The following is a 15355-nucleotide window of genomic DNA, read 5'->3' as shown; positions in this document are numbered from 1 at the left end:
AGCTGTCCTCGCCGTGGTCGGGTCGGCGGTGCATCCGTGTGGTGCTGCCGGGGGCTGCTGCTGGGGCTCGTCGTCGGTCATAGTGGGACCGCATACCCCTTATGCGGGGGATTACCCGGCGGACAGGCTCTCGATATGCGCCAGTGCCATATCGATCGACGTTGCCATCGGTGCCACATCGTGCGCCGTCTGGGCCAGCAGATACCCGCCCTGGAGGGCGGCCATGAGCCCGGTCGCTAGTTGGTCGACCGATGCCTCGGGCGGAAGCGTGCCAGCGTCCTGCATCCGTTGCAGCACGGCCGCCAGGAGGCCCTGCCATTCGAGGAAAAGCCGGGACAGGGCCGCACGGGCGACGTCGTCGTGATCCGAGACCTCGGATGCCAGTGAGCCGATCGCACAGCCGTACGCGCCGTGCCGTAGCGCGTTGGCCTGCACCAATGCGTCCCGCCACCGGCGCAGGCCGCGGATCGTCGAGACGCGGCCGAGGGCGTCGCGCTCGCGGTTGATGACGAACTCACCCATGTGCTCGATGACGGCCCGCACGAGTGCTTCTTTGCCGTTGAAGTGGTGGTACAGCTGGGACTTGCTGACTCCACTCGCCGCCAGCACGTCGTCGAGCGTGGTGTCGCCGACGCCTTTGACATACATCAGGTCGGCCGCGGCGGCGACGATCCGCGCGCGTGTCTTCGCACCGCGTTCCGTCAGCCGGCGTGTGCCAGCGGTCGTCACCATGGGGTCCATGGTACTGTCGGCCAAATATATCCATTTATCCCTTTATGAGTGCTTTTTCTAGCCCGGCCTTCGACATCGACGAGCGGCCGGCGATGTTCCGCTGCTTGGCCTCGTTGTACAACTGCGCCTTGGTGCGGCCCTTGGCGCCGGTGTGCGAGCGCTTGCCGCCGCGGTGACCGGACGACACATCCTGGATCGACGACCGGCTGGCCGTCTTCGACTCGCCGGAGCGGGCGCGTTCCTTGTTGACCGTACGGGCGGCGATCTCCGTGGCCCGCTTGGTCGAGCCGCCGCGCTGCTCAACGCTGTCCTTGATGTGCTCGTACTGGCGTTCTCTCTTCGGGCTCGAACCTGCGGGCATGATCGCCTCCGTTGCTGATGACTGCTGATGACTGCCGATGACTGCTGATGACTGCTGATAAGTGCTGACGATCCGATAACGAGGGCAATACCCCGTTTGGGCCCGGCTGACGCGGGAACGCCGTTAAGGAAGCGATCTTCGAGGAGGAAGTTGTGCCACGCGTCGCGCCAGCCGACGGCAAACCATGCCGCAACCGCAGGGAATCGACCGGCGAAATGAAATCGGGAACAGGCTGGTACGGGACGGCCCGGCGGTTCACGTCGGCACGCTCGCGCCGCAACGACCCGCCCAGGCTGGCAGGAAGCAATGAAGGCCGTCGTCTATGAAGGACGTGCCGGTCATCAACGGCCGCGCGAACCGCGAGGACGGCTGGACGAAGGTCCTGCTCCACCCCGCCACGTGACGCGCCCGGCGCTCAGACTTATCTCCGGGCTGCCGAAACGACCGAGGTGAGTGATTTACCCGCGCAGCAGACGGACCTGAGCCTCGACGACCTGCTGCGCGACGGCGGCTTGCACTGCGTGTACCAGCCGTTCGTGGACGTGGACACCGGCGCGGTCCTGGCCTTCGAGGCGCTGTTGCGCGGTCCCGAAGGGTCGGGCTGGCAGTCACCGATGGTGTTGCTGGACGCGGCCCGGGCCGCCGACCGGCTTGCCGACCTGGAACGGGCGTCGCTGCGGGCCTCGCTCGCCGACGCCGCACTCTTCTCGCAGGGCCGGCCGGTGACGCTGTTCGTCAACCTCGAGCCCAGCACGGTGACCCAGCGGCTGGATGTCGTCCTCGACGCGCTCGCCACTCGAGCCCCGCACGTTCAGGTCGTCGTGGAGATCACCGAACGCGCGCTGGCCGCCGACCTGGCCGGTGTGTTGTTCGCCGCCGAACGCCTGCGTGCCGCCGGGTATGCCATCGCGTTGGACGACGTGGGAGCCGAGCCGGCGTCGCTCGCGTTCATCCCGTTGCTGCGACCCGAGGTGGTCAAGCTCGACCTGCGGCTGCTGCGTACGGTCAAGGATCCGGCCACCGTTGCGGTGGCAGGGGCCGTACGCGCGTACGCGGAACAAGCCGGCGCCGAAGTCGTCGCCGAAGGTATCGAGACTCCGCAGGATCTGACGCGCGCGCTCGTGCTGGGTGCGACCCTGGGTCAGGGCTGGCTGTGGGCCCGTGGCGAACGACAGTTCCGGCCGTCGACGTTTCGGCCGGAGAGGTTCGCCGCCCGCCCGATCGGGGTGGCGCTGCGGGCGACGCCGTACGAGCTGGTCGGTGCCGGCCGTCGAATCCGGCATGCGCCGAAGGACCTGCTCGTGCCGGTGTCGAAGACGCTGGAACTGATGGCGATGCAGGCCACCGTCCCGCCGGTGGTGCTGGCCGCCTTTGAGCACGTGCGGTTCTTCCGGCCGTCGACCACTCGCCGGTTTGTCGAGCTCGCCGCCCGGCTGCCGTTCGTGGCCGCGCTCGGCGTCGACATGCCTCCGTCGCCGGCGCCGGGGGTCCGCGGCGGCAACCTGTCTATTCAAGACCCGCTGGCCAGCGAGTGGACCGTCGTGGTGCTCGGCGCCCACGTCTCGGCGGCGTTGATGGCCCGCGACCTCGGTGATTCCGGCGCCGACGGGGATCGGCAGTTCGAATTCATCGTCAGTTACGACCGTGCGCTGGTTACGGCCGCGGCGCACTCCATGGTCGGGCGCCTCACCGTGCCGTGACGTTCCTGCTCAGGTTTACCGGCTACGTCCGATCAGATAGGTGTGGGGACGTGGGTCAGCAGGGTGATACCGGACATCCGGCTATCGGAGGAGACATTCGCCGTCCGGCACCGCATGCTGCGCACCGTCCTGACGATGTTGCTCCCGGTGATCGTGGGGATGGCCGCGTTCGAGGAGCGGATCGCGGTCCTGCTCCAGCAGCCGCACAACGGGCACGGGCGCGGCGACGTGATCATGTGGGCGATGGTCGGCGCGACCGTGGCGTGCACCGCCGCGGCGAACCTGATCAGCTCGCGGCGGGCCGGTTCCCTCGTCGTGTCGCTGGGCCTGCTGCTGGCCTCGGCGGCGCTGGTGCACGCCGGTGGCGGGCTGACCGACCTGCATTTCTCGTTCTTCGTCGTGCTCGGTCTGATCAGCCTCTACCAGGAATGGCTGACGCTGGTGCTGTCCGTGGCACTGGTCGCGGCCCACCACATCGTGGTCGGCATCATCGTGCCCGAGCTGGTGTTCTCCGAGACGCAGGCCTTCCAGCACCCGGTGTTCTTCGGGCTGCTGCACGCCGTCTTCGTGCTCGCGATGTGCGCGGTGCAACTCGCGTACTGGCGGTTCATCCGCCGGGCCGAGGACGAGACGCACAGCGTGCAGGAACGGGCCGCGGAGAAGCTGCGCCGGCGGGAGGAACGCTACCGGGCGCTGGTGCAGGACTCCTGCGACGTGATCAGCGTGGTCGACCGCGACGGCGTGATCGAGTCGGTCAGCCCTGCCGTACAGGTGGTGATGGGTTATCGGCCGGAGGACCTGGAGGGAACCAGCTACCACGCCCTCATCCACCCCGAGGACCTGACCGCCATGCAGGCGTTCCACGGCAGCGGTGCGTCCGAGCGGCGCGCCGAGGTCCGGACCCGGCACGCCGACGGAACCTGGCACTGGCACGACGTGACCCTTCGCGATCTGACCGACAATCCCGCGGTCGGCGGCATCGTGATCAGCCACCGCGACGTGACCGAGCGGCGCGAGTTCCAGGACCTGCTGCAACATGAGGCCGCCCACGACGTGCTGACCGGCCTGCTCAACCGGGGGGCGCTGCTGAAGGCTCTCGATCAGGCGGTGGACGCCCTGCCCGCCGGCCGGCGGCTGGCCGTCCTGTTCATCGACCTCAACGACTTCAAACCGATAAACGACACCCTCGGCCACGAGGCCGGTGACAACCTCCTGATCGCCGTCGGCCACGCGCTGCAACGGTCGGTGCTGGGGGCGGATGTGGTCGGCCGGCTGGGCGGCGACGAGTTCGCCGTCGTGCTCGGCGACATCACCGCACCGGACAACGCGATCGCGGTGGCGACCCGCATCCTGAGCGCGTTGAGCGAACCCATCACCATCGGCGCGACGGCGATCCGCTGCTCGGCCAGCATCGGCATCGCGGACACCGGCCCGGACCGCATCGGCGTCGACGAACTGCTCCGGCGCGCCGACGCCGCCATGTACCAGGCCAAGCGAGCCAAGGACACCGGCTGGGCGATGCACAGCGACAACCCCGCGGTGTCGGCCGGCGGCTAGGCTGATCGGGGTGTGGACTGGAGAGCATGGCGGCTACCCCGCCTTCGACAAGGTGAACCCGGCCTCGATCAAGGCAGCCCTCGACGAGGGCATGGAGCTCAGCAGGGCCGACATCGCGGACATCGCCGGCACCGCCGAGACGCCGACCTTCGCCAACACCATCGCCGCGCTGGAGGACAGCGGCCGCGCCCTGGACCGCGCCCGGCGCTTCTTCGGCATCTTCACCTCGACGATGAACGACAAGGCGATGCAGGCTCTGGAGACCGAGATGTCGCCCGTCCTCTCGGCCTTCGACGACGACGTCATCCAGAACGCCCGGCTCTTCGCCCGGATCAAGGCGGTCTATGACGGCCGGGCCACCGCCGGCCTGTCGCCGGAGCAGAACCGCCTCGTCGAGGAGTACTACCAGAACTTCACCCGGCAGGGTGCGGCGCTCGACGACGCCGAGCAGGCCACCCTGAAGGACCTCAATCAGAAGCTCGCCTCGCTTTACACCAAGTTCGGCCAGAACGAGCTTGCCGACGAGGAGAGCTACACGCTCACCATCGAGAACGAGGCGGATCTCGACGGGCTGCCCGAGTCGCTGCGCCGGGCGGCCGAGTCGAACGGCAGGTGGGTGTTCACCAACACGCGTTCCTCGATGGAGCCGTTCCTGACCTACTCCACCAGGCGCGACCTGCGCGAACGGGGCTGGCGCATGTGGATCATGCGCGGCGACAACGGCACCGCCACCGACAACAAGGCCGTGATCAGCGAGATCCTGCGGCTGCGCGCCCAGCGGGCCCGGCTGCTCGGCTTCGCCACGCACGCCGACTGGTCCGTCGCGAACAACATGGCGAAGACGCCGCAGGCGGCCATCGACCTGATGATGAAGCTCTGGGACCCGGCCGTGCGGCGCGCCAAGGAGGAGATCGCCGACATGCAGGCGATCGCCGACCGGGAGAACGCCGGCATCACGATCGAGGCCTGGGACCACCGGTTCTATTCGGAGAAGGTGCGCAAGGCGACGTACGACCTCGACCAGAACGAGGTGAAGCTCTACCTGCAGCTCGACAAAATCCGCGACGGCATGTTCTGGGCCGCGGAAAAGCTTTATGGGCTGCGCTTCGCCAAGCTCGAGGGGTTGCCGGTCTATCACGAGGACGTGTCGGTCTACGAGGTGACGCGCGACGGAAAACGCGCCGGCCTTTGGTATTTCGACCCGTACGCCCGGGCCGGCAAGAGCTCCGGCGCGTGGATGAACGAATACCGCACCCAGGAGCGCTTCCAGGACGACGTCACCCCGATCGTCTCGAACAACGCGAACTTCGTGAAGTCGGGCTCCGGCCCGGTCCTGATCTCGTGGGACGACGCCGTCACCATGTTCCACGAGTTCGGCCACGCCCTGCACGGCCTCAGCTCGAACGTCACCTATCCCAGCGTCGCCGGCACCGCGGTCAAGCGCGACTTCGTCGAGTTCCCCAGCCAGATAAACGAGCACTGGTTCCCGACGCCGGAGCTGCTCAACCGGTTCGCCCTGCACGTCGACACCGGCGAGCCCATCCCGGCCGAGTTGCTCGCCAAAATCCAGAAATCGCTGAAGTTCAACCAGGGCTTCAGCACCGTCGAGTTCCTCGCCTCGGCGATTTACGACATGCGCATCCACCTGGCCGCGACACCCGACAGCACCATCGATCCCGGCGCCTTCGAGAAGAGCAGCATGGCCGAGATCGGCCTGCCGAGGGAAATCGTCATGCGCCACCGCCCGACCCAGTTCGGGCACACCTTCTCGGGCGACGGCTATTCGGCCGGCTATTACGTCTATCTGTGGGCGGACGCGCTGACCGCCGATGCGTGGGAGCTGTTCGAGGAAAAGGGTGTGTGGGATCCCGCCACCGCCACGGCGTTCCGTGACGACATTCTGTCGGTCGGCAACGCCGTCGCGCCGGACGAGGCTTTCCGCACCTTCCGCGGCCGCGACGTCGACACGGAGGCCCTGATGCGCTTGCGTGGCTTCGCCTAAACCCTTTCCCCCGTACGCCTACCCGTGCGCCACGGCCGCGGCAGCCAAGCGCTCGAACTCCTCGGACCCGCCGTTGAAGTTGAAGTCGATGGTCTGCGTCAGCGCGATCGCGGTCAGCTCCCGGTTCGGGTCGTTGTACCAGGTGGTGCCGTACCCGCCGAACCAGCCGTAACGCCCCGGCGCCGAGATCTGGTCCGCCTCGACGCTGACCGCCATGCCGTAGCCCCAGCCGCGCCCGGTGAGCGGGAACTGACCCGCGCCGGCGCGTTGCTGCGGCGTGAGGTGGTTGGTCGTGAGCCGCCGCACCGACTCGGCGGACAGCAGGCGCCGGCCGTGCTGCACTCCCCGGTTGAGCAACATCCGGCTGAACGCGAGGTAGTCGTCGATGGTGGAGGCCAGACCGGAGGCACCGGACGGGAAGGCCGGCGGCCGGGTCCACTCGTCCGGTGCCGACCCCGGCTGCAACTCCAGCCCGCCGGTCTGCGGATTCGCCGCGTAGAGGCCCGGCAACCGCGAGGCGTCCGCGCGCGCGAGCGTGAATCCGGTGTGGCTCATGCCGAGCGGCCCGAAGAGACGCCGGCGCAGGAAGTCCTCCAGCGGCCGCCCCGAGGCCCGCGCGATCAGGACCCCCAGCACCAGCAAGCCGCTGTTGTACCGCCACCGCCGGCCGGGATGATCCATCAGCGGAAGGGTGCCGAACCGCCGGATCCACTCGTCCGGCCGCAGGGACGTGCGCGGGTCGGGTGCCCCCATCACCAGCTGCAGGCGCTCGGCCTCGGTGACGACCGGATACCGGGGCTGGAACTCCGGCTCGAAGATCATGCCGTGCCCCATCCGCAACGTCAGCAGGTCCTCGACGGTGATCGGCCGCGCCGCCGGCACGGTTTCGTCGAGCGGCCCGTCGATGCGGGTGAGCACCCGCCGGCCGGCCAGTTCGGGCAGGAGCCGGTCGACCGGCTCGTCCAGCCGGAGCCGTCCGTCCTCGACCAGCATCATCGTGGCCGTCGCGATGATCGGTTTGGTCAGCGACGCGATCCGGAACGGGGTGTCCCGCCGCATCGGCGCGCCGCCGCCGAGGGTCAACGTCCCGACGCTGTCGATGTGCACCTGATTGCCGCGGGCGACGGCGTACACGACGCCGACGAGTTCACCCTTCGCAACCCGAGCGGCCATCGCATCGTGCAGGGGCCGGAACCCGGACGGGTGGACCAAACCGCTCGGAGCTAACGCCGAAGCACCGGCCGCCCCGACACCCTTGAACAATGTTCGCCTTTGCATGTCGTCCTCACCTTCGGGAGCAGGATGCGCGAATGCCGACAAAGCGGTCGCCGGGGCGACTCACATCAGTGCAGACCGCCGCGCGGCCCGGAACTCATCGCTGCGCTGAGACGCGGATTACGTCAAAGAACGACCGATCGGTCTTGTTAAGGCGCGCCGCCGTGGCTACTGTCGTCATTAGTAAGACCGATCGGTCGGTCTTTTTAGCGAGGAGAAGCATGATGCGACCCACCCTTCTGCTGGTTCACGGGGCGTGGCATGACAAGGCGATGTGGGACCAGCTGATGACGGAGATGCCGGACGAGAAGATCCGCCGCATCCAGAACCCGTCCAGTGCCCCGGTCCCGGCCAATCAGCTGGGCGACATGTACGCCGACGCCCGCCGGATCCGCGACGCCGCGCTGTCCATCGACGGGCCGGTCGTCGCGGTCGCCCACTCCTACGGCGGCGCGCCCACCACCGAGGCCCTCGCCGGGCTCGAGGACAAGGTCCGGCGCATCGTCTACCTCAACGCTTTCATGCTCGACGAGGGCGAGTCGCTCCTAGGTCTGGTGGGTGGCACCCCGCCGCCGTTCTGGGGCACCGACCACGTCGGCGAGGGCTACTACGAGATGCTCGACGCCGAGAACGTGTTCTACGCCGACCTGGAGCCGGCCGCGCAGAAGGCGGCCGCGGACGCGCTGCACGCGCACTCGGTGGCGGCCATGAACCAGCCGATCACCAAGGCGGCATGGAAGACCATTCCCAGCTCGTACGTCATCGGTGAGCTCGACAACGCCGTACCGAAGCAAGCGCGGGAGTTTCTCGCCAAGCGTGCCCAGCACACGCATCGTCTGCAGACCGGGCATTCGCCGTTCCTGGTCAAGCCGAAGGAGCTGGCCGAGCTGCTGCGGGCCGAGCTGGATCTAGCCGAGGAGTGAGCGGATGACCGGGCCACGAATCGCGCACAAGCGGCCGCGGGGCGAGCGCAGCCGGCAGGTGATTCTCGACGCGGCGGCCGAACTAGCTGCCACCGAGGGCATCGACGGGCTCTCCATCGGGAACCTGACCACGCACATCGGCATGAGCAAGAGCGCGTTCTACGCACACTTCCCGTCCAAGGAAGAGCTGCAGCTCGCGACGGTTGCCGACGTGCACCGGCGTTACCGGGAGCACCTGCTCGACCCGGCGGCGGCGCAGCCGGACGGCCTGTCCCGGCTGCGCGCGCTGGCCGACGGGTACCTGGGTTACGCCGTCGAGCTGCCGGGCGGGTGCTTCTTCGCCTCGGTGGCGGCCGAGCTCGACACGCGGCCCGGCCCGGTGCGCGATCGTGTCGCGGCGTACGAGTCGGAGTGGCTCGGTCTGCTCACCCGCTACAGCCGCGAAGCGGGCGCCGCCGACCCGGCGCAGCTGGCCTTCGAGGTGCACGCCGCGTTGCGCACCGCCAACAACATTCTCGTGATGTACGGCGACCACGCGGTCGTCGAGCGTGCCCGGCGCAGCATCGAGCGCAGCGTGCGGGACGCGATGGGGTAACGCGGCGATTCCGTACGGGGGAGAAGGACCTTGTTCGATCGATCGACCTTCTATGACTATGTGATTGTCGGCGCGGGATCGGCCGGCTGTGTGCTGGCCGCCCGGCTCTCCGAGAATCCGGACGCGCGGGTGCTGCTCGTGGAGTCCGGTCCGGCCGATACGTTGCCGGCCATCCGGGAACCGATGGCGTGGCACACGCTGCAGGGCACCGCCGTCGACTACGCCTACGAAACGGTGCCACAGCAGGGGAGCGCCGATTTCGTGTACCGCTGGCCCCGCGGGCGGACGCTGGGCGGCTCCAGCAGCATCAACGCGATGATGCACCTCCGCGGGCATCCGGCCGACTTCGACGCCTGGGCGAAGGCGGGCGCGACGGGGTGGGACTACGAGTCGGTGCTGCCGTATTTCCGGCGCATGGAGACGGTCGAGGGCGGCGACAACCGGTTCCGCGGCGACAGCGGGCCGATGCGTCCGCGGCCGGCGGCCGATCCGAACCCGATGTCCGGGATCTTCATCGACGCCGCGGTGGCCGCCGGTTTTTCGCGGACCGACGACCTCAACGGAGCCGTGCCGGAGGGCGCCGGCTGGAACGATTTGAACATTGTGGACGGACAGCGCCAGAGCGCGGCGACGGCCTATCTGCACCCGATCGCGGGTAGGCGGCCGAACCTGACGGTGCTGACCGAGGCACGCGCACGGCGGCTGCTGTTCGCGGGTGGGCGGTGCGCCGGTGTCGAGCTCGACCACGGGGGCGAGCTCGTCACGGCGTACGGGCAATCGGAGGTTGTGGTTTGCGCGGGGGCGATCGACTCACCTCGCCTGCTGATGCTGTCCGGGATCGGCGACGCCGCCGACCTGGAACGCGCCGGTGTCACGGTGACGCAGCACCTGCCGGGCGTCGGCCGCAATCTGCGCGACCACCCGCGTACCAGCGTGATCTACGAAGCGACCCGGCCGATCCCGGTGGGCGTGAACAACCGGGCCGAAAGCTCGCTGTCCTGGCGCAGCGAACCGGCGCTCGCCGGGCCGGACATGCAGATCGTGTTCATCCACGTGCCGTCGCACCGGCCCGGCCTCCCGGTGCCGGCGAACAGCTTCTCGCTCGGCGTGGCGATCGTCCCGGACGCGCACGGGTCGGTGCGGCTGGCCGACGCCGATCCGCGGACGCCGCCGCTGATCGACCCGAACTACTACGGCGTGGAGTCGGACATGCGCCGGATGCTGCGCGGCATCGAGATGGCCCGGAGCATCGCGGCGGCCGCACCGTTCGACGGCTGGCGCGGCCGCGAAGTGCTGCCCGGTGCGACACCGCCACGCGACTACGTCACGCATGGCACGGTCACCTATTACCACCCGGTCGGCACCTGCGCCATGGGCACCGGACCGGATGCGGTCGTGGGGCCCGATCTGCGCGTGCACGGGATTGACGGGCTCCGGGTGGTGGACGCCTCGGTGATGCCGCGGCTGCCGTCGGTCAACACCAACGCGGCCACCTTGATGATTGCCGAAAAGGCCGCCGACCTGATCCGCGACGACGGGTGACCCTAGCTGGACAACTCCCGCGCGACGAAATCGAAGGCCGGCGCGACGATCGTGCTCCAGTAGCCGAAGTTGTGCCGGCCGGTCCCGAATCCGCTGACCGCCGGATCGACCGGCAGTGCCCGGACCGCCGTGTGCAAGGGATCGTCGCGGCCGCACCACAATCCGATCGGTGTCCCGGCCAGCCGTGCCGCACGACCTTCCGCACGTCTCCGGCCGCGTCGCCGATCGAATCAGCGAGCGATCTTTTCGGATCGGGCCTTGGCGACCTCGGGGAACTTCTCGTCGAACGCGGGGCGCTCGGATTTGATGCGGGGCATGCGGTCGAAGTTGCGCAGCGGCGGCGGGCATGAGGTGGCCCATTCGAGCGAGTTGCCGTGCCCCCACGGGTCGTTGACCGTCACCACCTGGCCGGACCGGTACGACTTCCAGACGTTGTACAGGAACGGCAGTGTGGACAGGCCGAGAACGAATGAGCCGATCGTCGAGATGGTGTTCAACGTCGTGAAGCCGTCGCCGGGCAGGTAATCCGCATACCGTCGCGGCATGCCGGACGCGCCCAGCCAGTGCTGCACGAGGAAGGTGCCGTGGAAGCCGACGAGCGTCAGCCAGAAGTGCAGCTTTCCCAAGCGGTCGTCGAGCATTCTGCCGAACATCTTCGGAAACCAGAAGTAGACGCCGGCGAACACGGCGAACACGATCGTGCCGAACAGCACGTAATGGAAGTGCGCGACGACGAAATACGTGTCCGAGACGTGAAAATCGACGGGCGGTGCGGCCAGCAGCACGCCGGTCAGGCCGCCGAGCAGGAAGGTGACCAGGAAACCGATCGCGAACATCATCGGTGTCTCGAAGCTGATCTGCCCGCGCCACATCGTGCCGATCCACACGAAGAACTTCATGCCGGTCGGGACGGCGATGAGGAAGCTGAGGAAGCTGAAGAACGGCAGCAGCACCTGGCCGGTGACGAACAGGTGATGGGCCCACACCGACATGGACAGGGCGGCGATCAGCAGCGTGGCCGCGACCAGGCCTTTGTATCCGAAGACCGGCTTGCGGCTGAAGACCGGGATGACCTCGGTGATGATGCCGAAGAACGGCAGCGCGATGATGTAGACCTCGGGATGGCCGAAGAACCAGAAGAGGTGTTCCCACATCAGCGGCCCGCCGGTTGCCGGCTCGAAGACGTGGGCCCCGAGAATGCGATCGGCGGCAAGCGCCAGCAGCGCGGCCGCGAAGAACGGGAACACCAGGACCACCAGCAGGCTGGTGATCAGAATGTTCCAGGTCAGGATCGACATCCGGAACATGGTCATGCCGGGAGCGCGCAGGGTCAGGATGGTGGTGATCATGTTGACCGCGCCCAGGATCGTGCCGAGGCCGGACAGGGTGAGACCCACCACCCACAGGTTCCCGCCGGCACCCGGCGTGTTGAGCGAGTCGCTGAGCGGTGTGTAGGCCGTCCAGCCGAACTCGGCCGCTCCGCCGGGCGTGGCGAAGCCGCTCAGCGTGATCAGACCACCGAACAGATACATCCAGTACGCGAACGCGTTGAGCCGGGGAAACGCGACGTCGGGCGCGCCGATCTGAATGGGCACCACGAAATTGGCGAAGGCGAAGATGATCGGCGTGGCGAAGAACAGCAGCATGATCGTGCCGTGCATGGTGAACAGCTGGTTGTACTGCTCCGGAGACAGGAACTGCAACCCGGGCCGGGCCAGTTCCGCCCGCATCAGCAACGCGAGCAGGCCGCCGACGAGGTAGAACCCGAAGGCGGTGCCCAGATACATGATCCCTATCTGCTTGTGGTCGGTCGTTCGCAGCATGCCCGCCAGCGCCGAGCCACGCACCTGACGGCGTACGGGGTACGGCCGTGTCTGTATGGGTTGAGGTTGCAGTGCCGTCACGGCGTCTCCCGAGGTATCACTGGACTCTCACGTCCAAGCTAGCCGGAGCGAAAAGATCACTTCCGCCTTTTGTTACGTGGCTCTCACCTGCGGCTTCATCCCGAAGACTGGACTTGACAGACCAGTTTGGCTCTCGGACACTCGGGCCTGTTCGTTTCCGACCGGAACCGACTCACGGCGAAGAGAGGCTGAGCATGGCTACGAACTTTGAAGGTCAGAAACTGGTGGTCATCGGTGGCAGCAGCGGCATGGGACGCGACGCGGCCGCCGATGTCGTCGCGGGTGGCGGCAGCGTGGTCATCGTCGGCCGGGAGCAAGCCCGCGTCGACGAGACCGTGGCGGCGCTGTCGCGCGACGGCAAGGCGTACGGCATCGTGGCGGACCTCGCGGACCGCGCCCAGGTGGAACGGGTGCAGCGACAGCTGGCCGAGGATCACGCCGACGCGACCCTGCTGGTCAACGCGGCCGGCTTCTTCATCCCGAGGGCGTTCTTCGAGTACGACGGCGACTTCTACGACTCGTACCTGGAGCTGAGCCGGGCCATCTTCTTCCTCACCCAGACCGTGGCGCGGGCGATGGTCGACGGCGGCCGCGGCGGATCCATCGTCAACATCGGCAGCATGTGGGCGCATCAGGCCATCGCGGCGACGCCGTCGTCCGCGTACTCGATGGCCAAGGCGGGCGTGCACGCGCTGACCCACAACCTGGCGATCGAGCTCGCGCCCCACAAGATCCGGGTCAACGCGGTCGCTCCCGCGGTCGTGGACACCCCGCTCTACGAGGGCTTCATCCCGAAGGACCAGATCGAGCGCACCCTGCACGGCTTCGACGCGTTCCACCCGATCGGCCGGATCGGCACGGCGCGCGACATCGCCTCCACCATCACCTTCCTCCTCTCGCCCGAGACGGACTGGGTGACGGGCGCGATCTGGAATGTGGACGGCGGCGTCATGGCCGGCCGCAACTGATGAGTCTCATTCAGCCCGACGGTAAGGGCATGTTCGATTCCGGGCGGGTGCTGTACACGCCCGCCGGTGGTGGCACCGTCAAATGGGTCTCCGGCGACGTCTATCGGGTCCTGACGTCCGCCGAGGACGGGACCGGGTCGATCGGGTTCATCGACGGACAGGTGCCGGTCGGCGCCGGTCCGCTCCCGCACCTGCACAAACACTCGGACGAAAGCTTTTTCGTGGTTTCCGGGACGATCGCCTTCCTCGGCGGGGAAAAGACGGTCACCGCGGAGGCGGGCGGTTTCGTCCACGTGCCGAGGGGGACGCTGCATCGGTTCATGAACGTCGGGGACGAGGAGGCTCGCCTGCTGTTCTTCTTCACTCCGGGCGGCCCCGAGCTGATGTTCCTCTACGGCGGTGACGAACCGAAGCCGGGCTCGGCGCCGATCATCTGGGACGCCGACCGCACCGCGGAGGTCATGGCCACGGTCGCGGAACGGAACCTCGATCTCGAATACCACACCGAGCTCAACTATCTCTTCAAACCCGAGGGCGGCCGGCCCTAGCGATGCAGAGAACGCGCCGGCTGACGTTCGTGTCCGCGGTGGTCTCCCTGGTGGCCGTGTTTGCCGCGGTGGGTTCGACCATCCCCCTCTTCAACATCTACCGGGCCGAGGACGGGTTCACCAACGCGGGCATCTCGCTGACCGTCGTCGCCTATTCCGCAGCCACTCTCAGCACCCTTCTGGTGCTGGGACGGCTGTCCAATCATGTGGGCCGGCGTCCGGTGGCGATCGCCAGCCTCGGACTGCTCGTCCTCGGTTGTCTGCTGCTGCTGGACGTGCACCACATCGGCATCCTGATCGCGGGCCGGCTGCTGATGGGATTCGGCGCCGGGCTGGCCAGCAGCAGCCTCACCGCCTACATCGTCGACGCCGCACCGGCTCGGCCCGCCTGGCTGGCGTCGGTCGCCTCCAGCCAGACGGTCATGCTCGGCCTGGCGGTCGGTGCGATCGCCTCCGGCGCATTGGTCCAGTACGGGCCCTGGCGGCGCGACCTCATCTTCCTGGTGGTCATCGGTCTGCTGATCCTGTCGGCCGGGCTCGTCGCCATCAGCTCGGAGACCGTGACGCCGGCGCCGGGCGGCCGGCAATCATTGCGCCCGCACGTTCGCGTGCCGGCCCGGGTCCGGCATTTGGTTCCCGCCGCGGCCGCGGTGTTCCTGGCCACCTGGGCAACCGGGGCCTTCTACCAGGCCTTCGTGCCCGCGCTGGTCAAAGATCAACTGCACACCGGCAATTCGCTCATTCTGGGGCTGGTATTCGCCGCTTACATGGGTCCCAGCGCGCTGGGTGCGCCCCTCGGGGGCCGGTTTCCGCCGGCGGCAGCCCAACGCGTCGGCATGGCCGGCTTCCTGGCCGGCTGGATCGGCATCCTCATCGCGATCACCAGCGGCGCGTTGCCGTTGTTCATCGGCGCGACCATCGTGGCGGGGGCCGCTCAAGGAATTGCCATCAGTGCCGCGACCCGCGGCCTGCTTTCCGGCAGCGAGCTGGCCGACCGGGCGCCGATCTTCGCCGTGGTCTACCTCCTGAGCTACAGCGGCGCGACCATTCCCAGCCTCATCTCCGCCCAGCTCTCCGGCGTGCTCTCGGTGCCGCACATCGCGTTCGGGTACGGCGCACTCGCTCTGGTGGCCACCGCGTTCACCGCGAGCGCCGTGCGTAGCCGGGGAGCGCACGTGCGGACCTAGCGCGACGGTGCCGTAGGAGAGTCGGCGTCGTGCTCGTCAACGCGGGTCATCCAGATCGACC

The 15355-nt window shown here is 68.1% G+C and carries 14 protein-coding genes; 9 read left to right on the top strand and 5 right to left on the bottom strand.

What is annotated here, in order from left to right; all coding sequences use genetic code 11:
* Window positions 1–111 precede the first annotated feature (111 nt).
* Window positions 112–732 (bottom strand): TetR/AcrR family transcriptional regulator, encoded by a 621-nt coding sequence (locus HH310_RS02885; RefSeq protein WP_169173761.1) that lies wholly within the window; start codon window positions 730–732, stop codon window positions 112–114.
* Window positions 733–766: 34 nt separating this feature from the next.
* Window positions 767–1093 (bottom strand): plasmid stabilization protein, encoded by a 327-nt coding sequence (locus HH310_RS02880; protein WP_169173760.1) that lies wholly within the window; start codon window positions 1091–1093, stop codon window positions 767–769.
* Window positions 1094–1542: 449 nt separating this feature from the next.
* Between HH310_RS02880 and HH310_RS02875 the strand changes: the two genes are divergently transcribed.
* The 3 genes from HH310_RS02875 to HH310_RS02865 all read left to right on the top strand — a co-directional run bounded on the left by HH310_RS02875 (window position 1543) and on the right by HH310_RS02865 (window position 6352).
* Complete coding sequence (locus HH310_RS02875) at window positions 1543–2793, top strand: EAL domain-containing protein (RefSeq protein ID WP_169173759.1); 1251 nt, start codon at window positions 1543–1545, stop codon at window positions 2791–2793.
* 135 nt (window positions 2794–2928) lie between these two features.
* Window positions 2929–4350, top strand: coding sequence for a sensor domain-containing diguanylate cyclase (locus tag HH310_RS02870; RefSeq protein ID WP_169173758.1), 1422 nt, complete (start codon window positions 2929–2931; stop codon window positions 4348–4350).
* A 10-nt stretch (window positions 4351–4360) separates the two neighbouring features.
* Window positions 4361–6352 carry a M3 family metallopeptidase gene (locus HH310_RS02865; RefSeq protein ID WP_211191630.1) on the top strand — a complete coding sequence of 664 codons (1992 nt, stop codon included), beginning with the start codon at window positions 4361–4363 and terminating at the stop codon, window positions 6350–6352.
* An 18-nt stretch (window positions 6353–6370) separates the two neighbouring features.
* On the opposite strand, the gene HH310_RS02860 is transcribed toward HH310_RS02865, so the two are convergent.
* Window positions 6371–7630, bottom strand: coding sequence for a serine hydrolase (locus tag HH310_RS02860; RefSeq protein WP_169173757.1), 1260 nt, complete (start codon window positions 7628–7630; stop codon window positions 6371–6373).
* Window positions 7631–7848: 218 nt separating this feature from the next.
* Here HH310_RS02860 and HH310_RS02855 point away from each other — a divergent pair, with 218 nt between their 5' ends.
* Genes HH310_RS02855 through HH310_RS02845 form a run of 3 tightly spaced genes read left to right on the top strand, consistent with a single transcriptional unit; the run spans window position 7849 to window position 10687 of the window.
* Window positions 7849–8550, top strand: a complete 702-nt coding sequence (locus tag HH310_RS02855) for an alpha/beta fold hydrolase (protein WP_169173756.1) — start codon at window positions 7849–7851, stop codon at window positions 8548–8550.
* Window positions 8551–8554: 4 nt separating this feature from the next.
* Window positions 8555–9145, top strand: a complete 591-nt coding sequence (locus HH310_RS02850) for a TetR/AcrR family transcriptional regulator (protein WP_169173755.1) — start codon at window positions 8555–8557, stop codon at window positions 9143–9145.
* A gap of 30 nt (window positions 9146–9175) precedes the next feature.
* Window positions 9176–10687, top strand: coding sequence for a GMC family oxidoreductase (locus HH310_RS02845; RefSeq protein ID WP_169173754.1), 1512 nt, complete (start codon window positions 9176–9178; stop codon window positions 10685–10687).
* Window positions 10688–10689: 2 nt separating this feature from the next.
* Here the strand turns inward: HH310_RS02845 and HH310_RS44675 are convergent, their stop codons facing one another.
* Window positions 10690–10824 (bottom strand): hypothetical protein, encoded by a 135-nt coding sequence (locus tag HH310_RS44675; RefSeq protein ID WP_282438366.1) that lies wholly within the window; start codon window positions 10822–10824, stop codon window positions 10690–10692.
* 93 nt (window positions 10825–10917) lie between these two features.
* The gene (gene ctaD, locus HH310_RS02840) at window positions 10918–12510 is read right to left on the bottom strand and encodes a cytochrome c oxidase subunit I (RefSeq protein WP_248293653.1); all 1593 of its coding nucleotides are present in this window, start codon (window positions 12508–12510) and stop codon (window positions 10918–10920) included.
* Window positions 12511–12785: 275 nt separating this feature from the next.
* Between ctaD and HH310_RS02835 the strand changes: the two genes are divergently transcribed.
* Genes HH310_RS02835 through HH310_RS02825 form a run of 3 tightly spaced genes read left to right on the top strand, consistent with a single transcriptional unit; the run spans window position 12786 to window position 15294 of the window.
* Window positions 12786–13559, top strand: coding sequence for an SDR family NAD(P)-dependent oxidoreductase (locus tag HH310_RS02835; protein WP_169173752.1), 774 nt, complete (start codon window positions 12786–12788; stop codon window positions 13557–13559).
* Between the two features lie 29 nt (window positions 13560–13588).
* Window positions 13589–14107, top strand: a complete 519-nt coding sequence (locus tag HH310_RS02830; RefSeq protein WP_169173751.1) for a cupin domain-containing protein — start codon at window positions 13589–13591, stop codon at window positions 14105–14107.
* Between the two features lie 2 nt (window positions 14108–14109).
* Window positions 14110–15294, top strand: coding sequence for an MFS transporter (locus HH310_RS02825; protein ID WP_169173750.1), 1185 nt, complete (start codon window positions 14110–14112; stop codon window positions 15292–15294).
* The last annotated feature ends 61 nt before the right edge of the window (window positions 15295–15355 follow it).

Source organism: Actinoplanes sp. TBRC 11911, assembly GCF_012933445.1.
GTDB lineage: Bacteria > Actinomycetota > Actinomycetes > Mycobacteriales > Micromonosporaceae > Actinoplanes.
The sequence above is the reverse complement of the archived record's forward strand: the minus strand, read 5'-3'. Positions and strand labels throughout refer to the sequence as shown.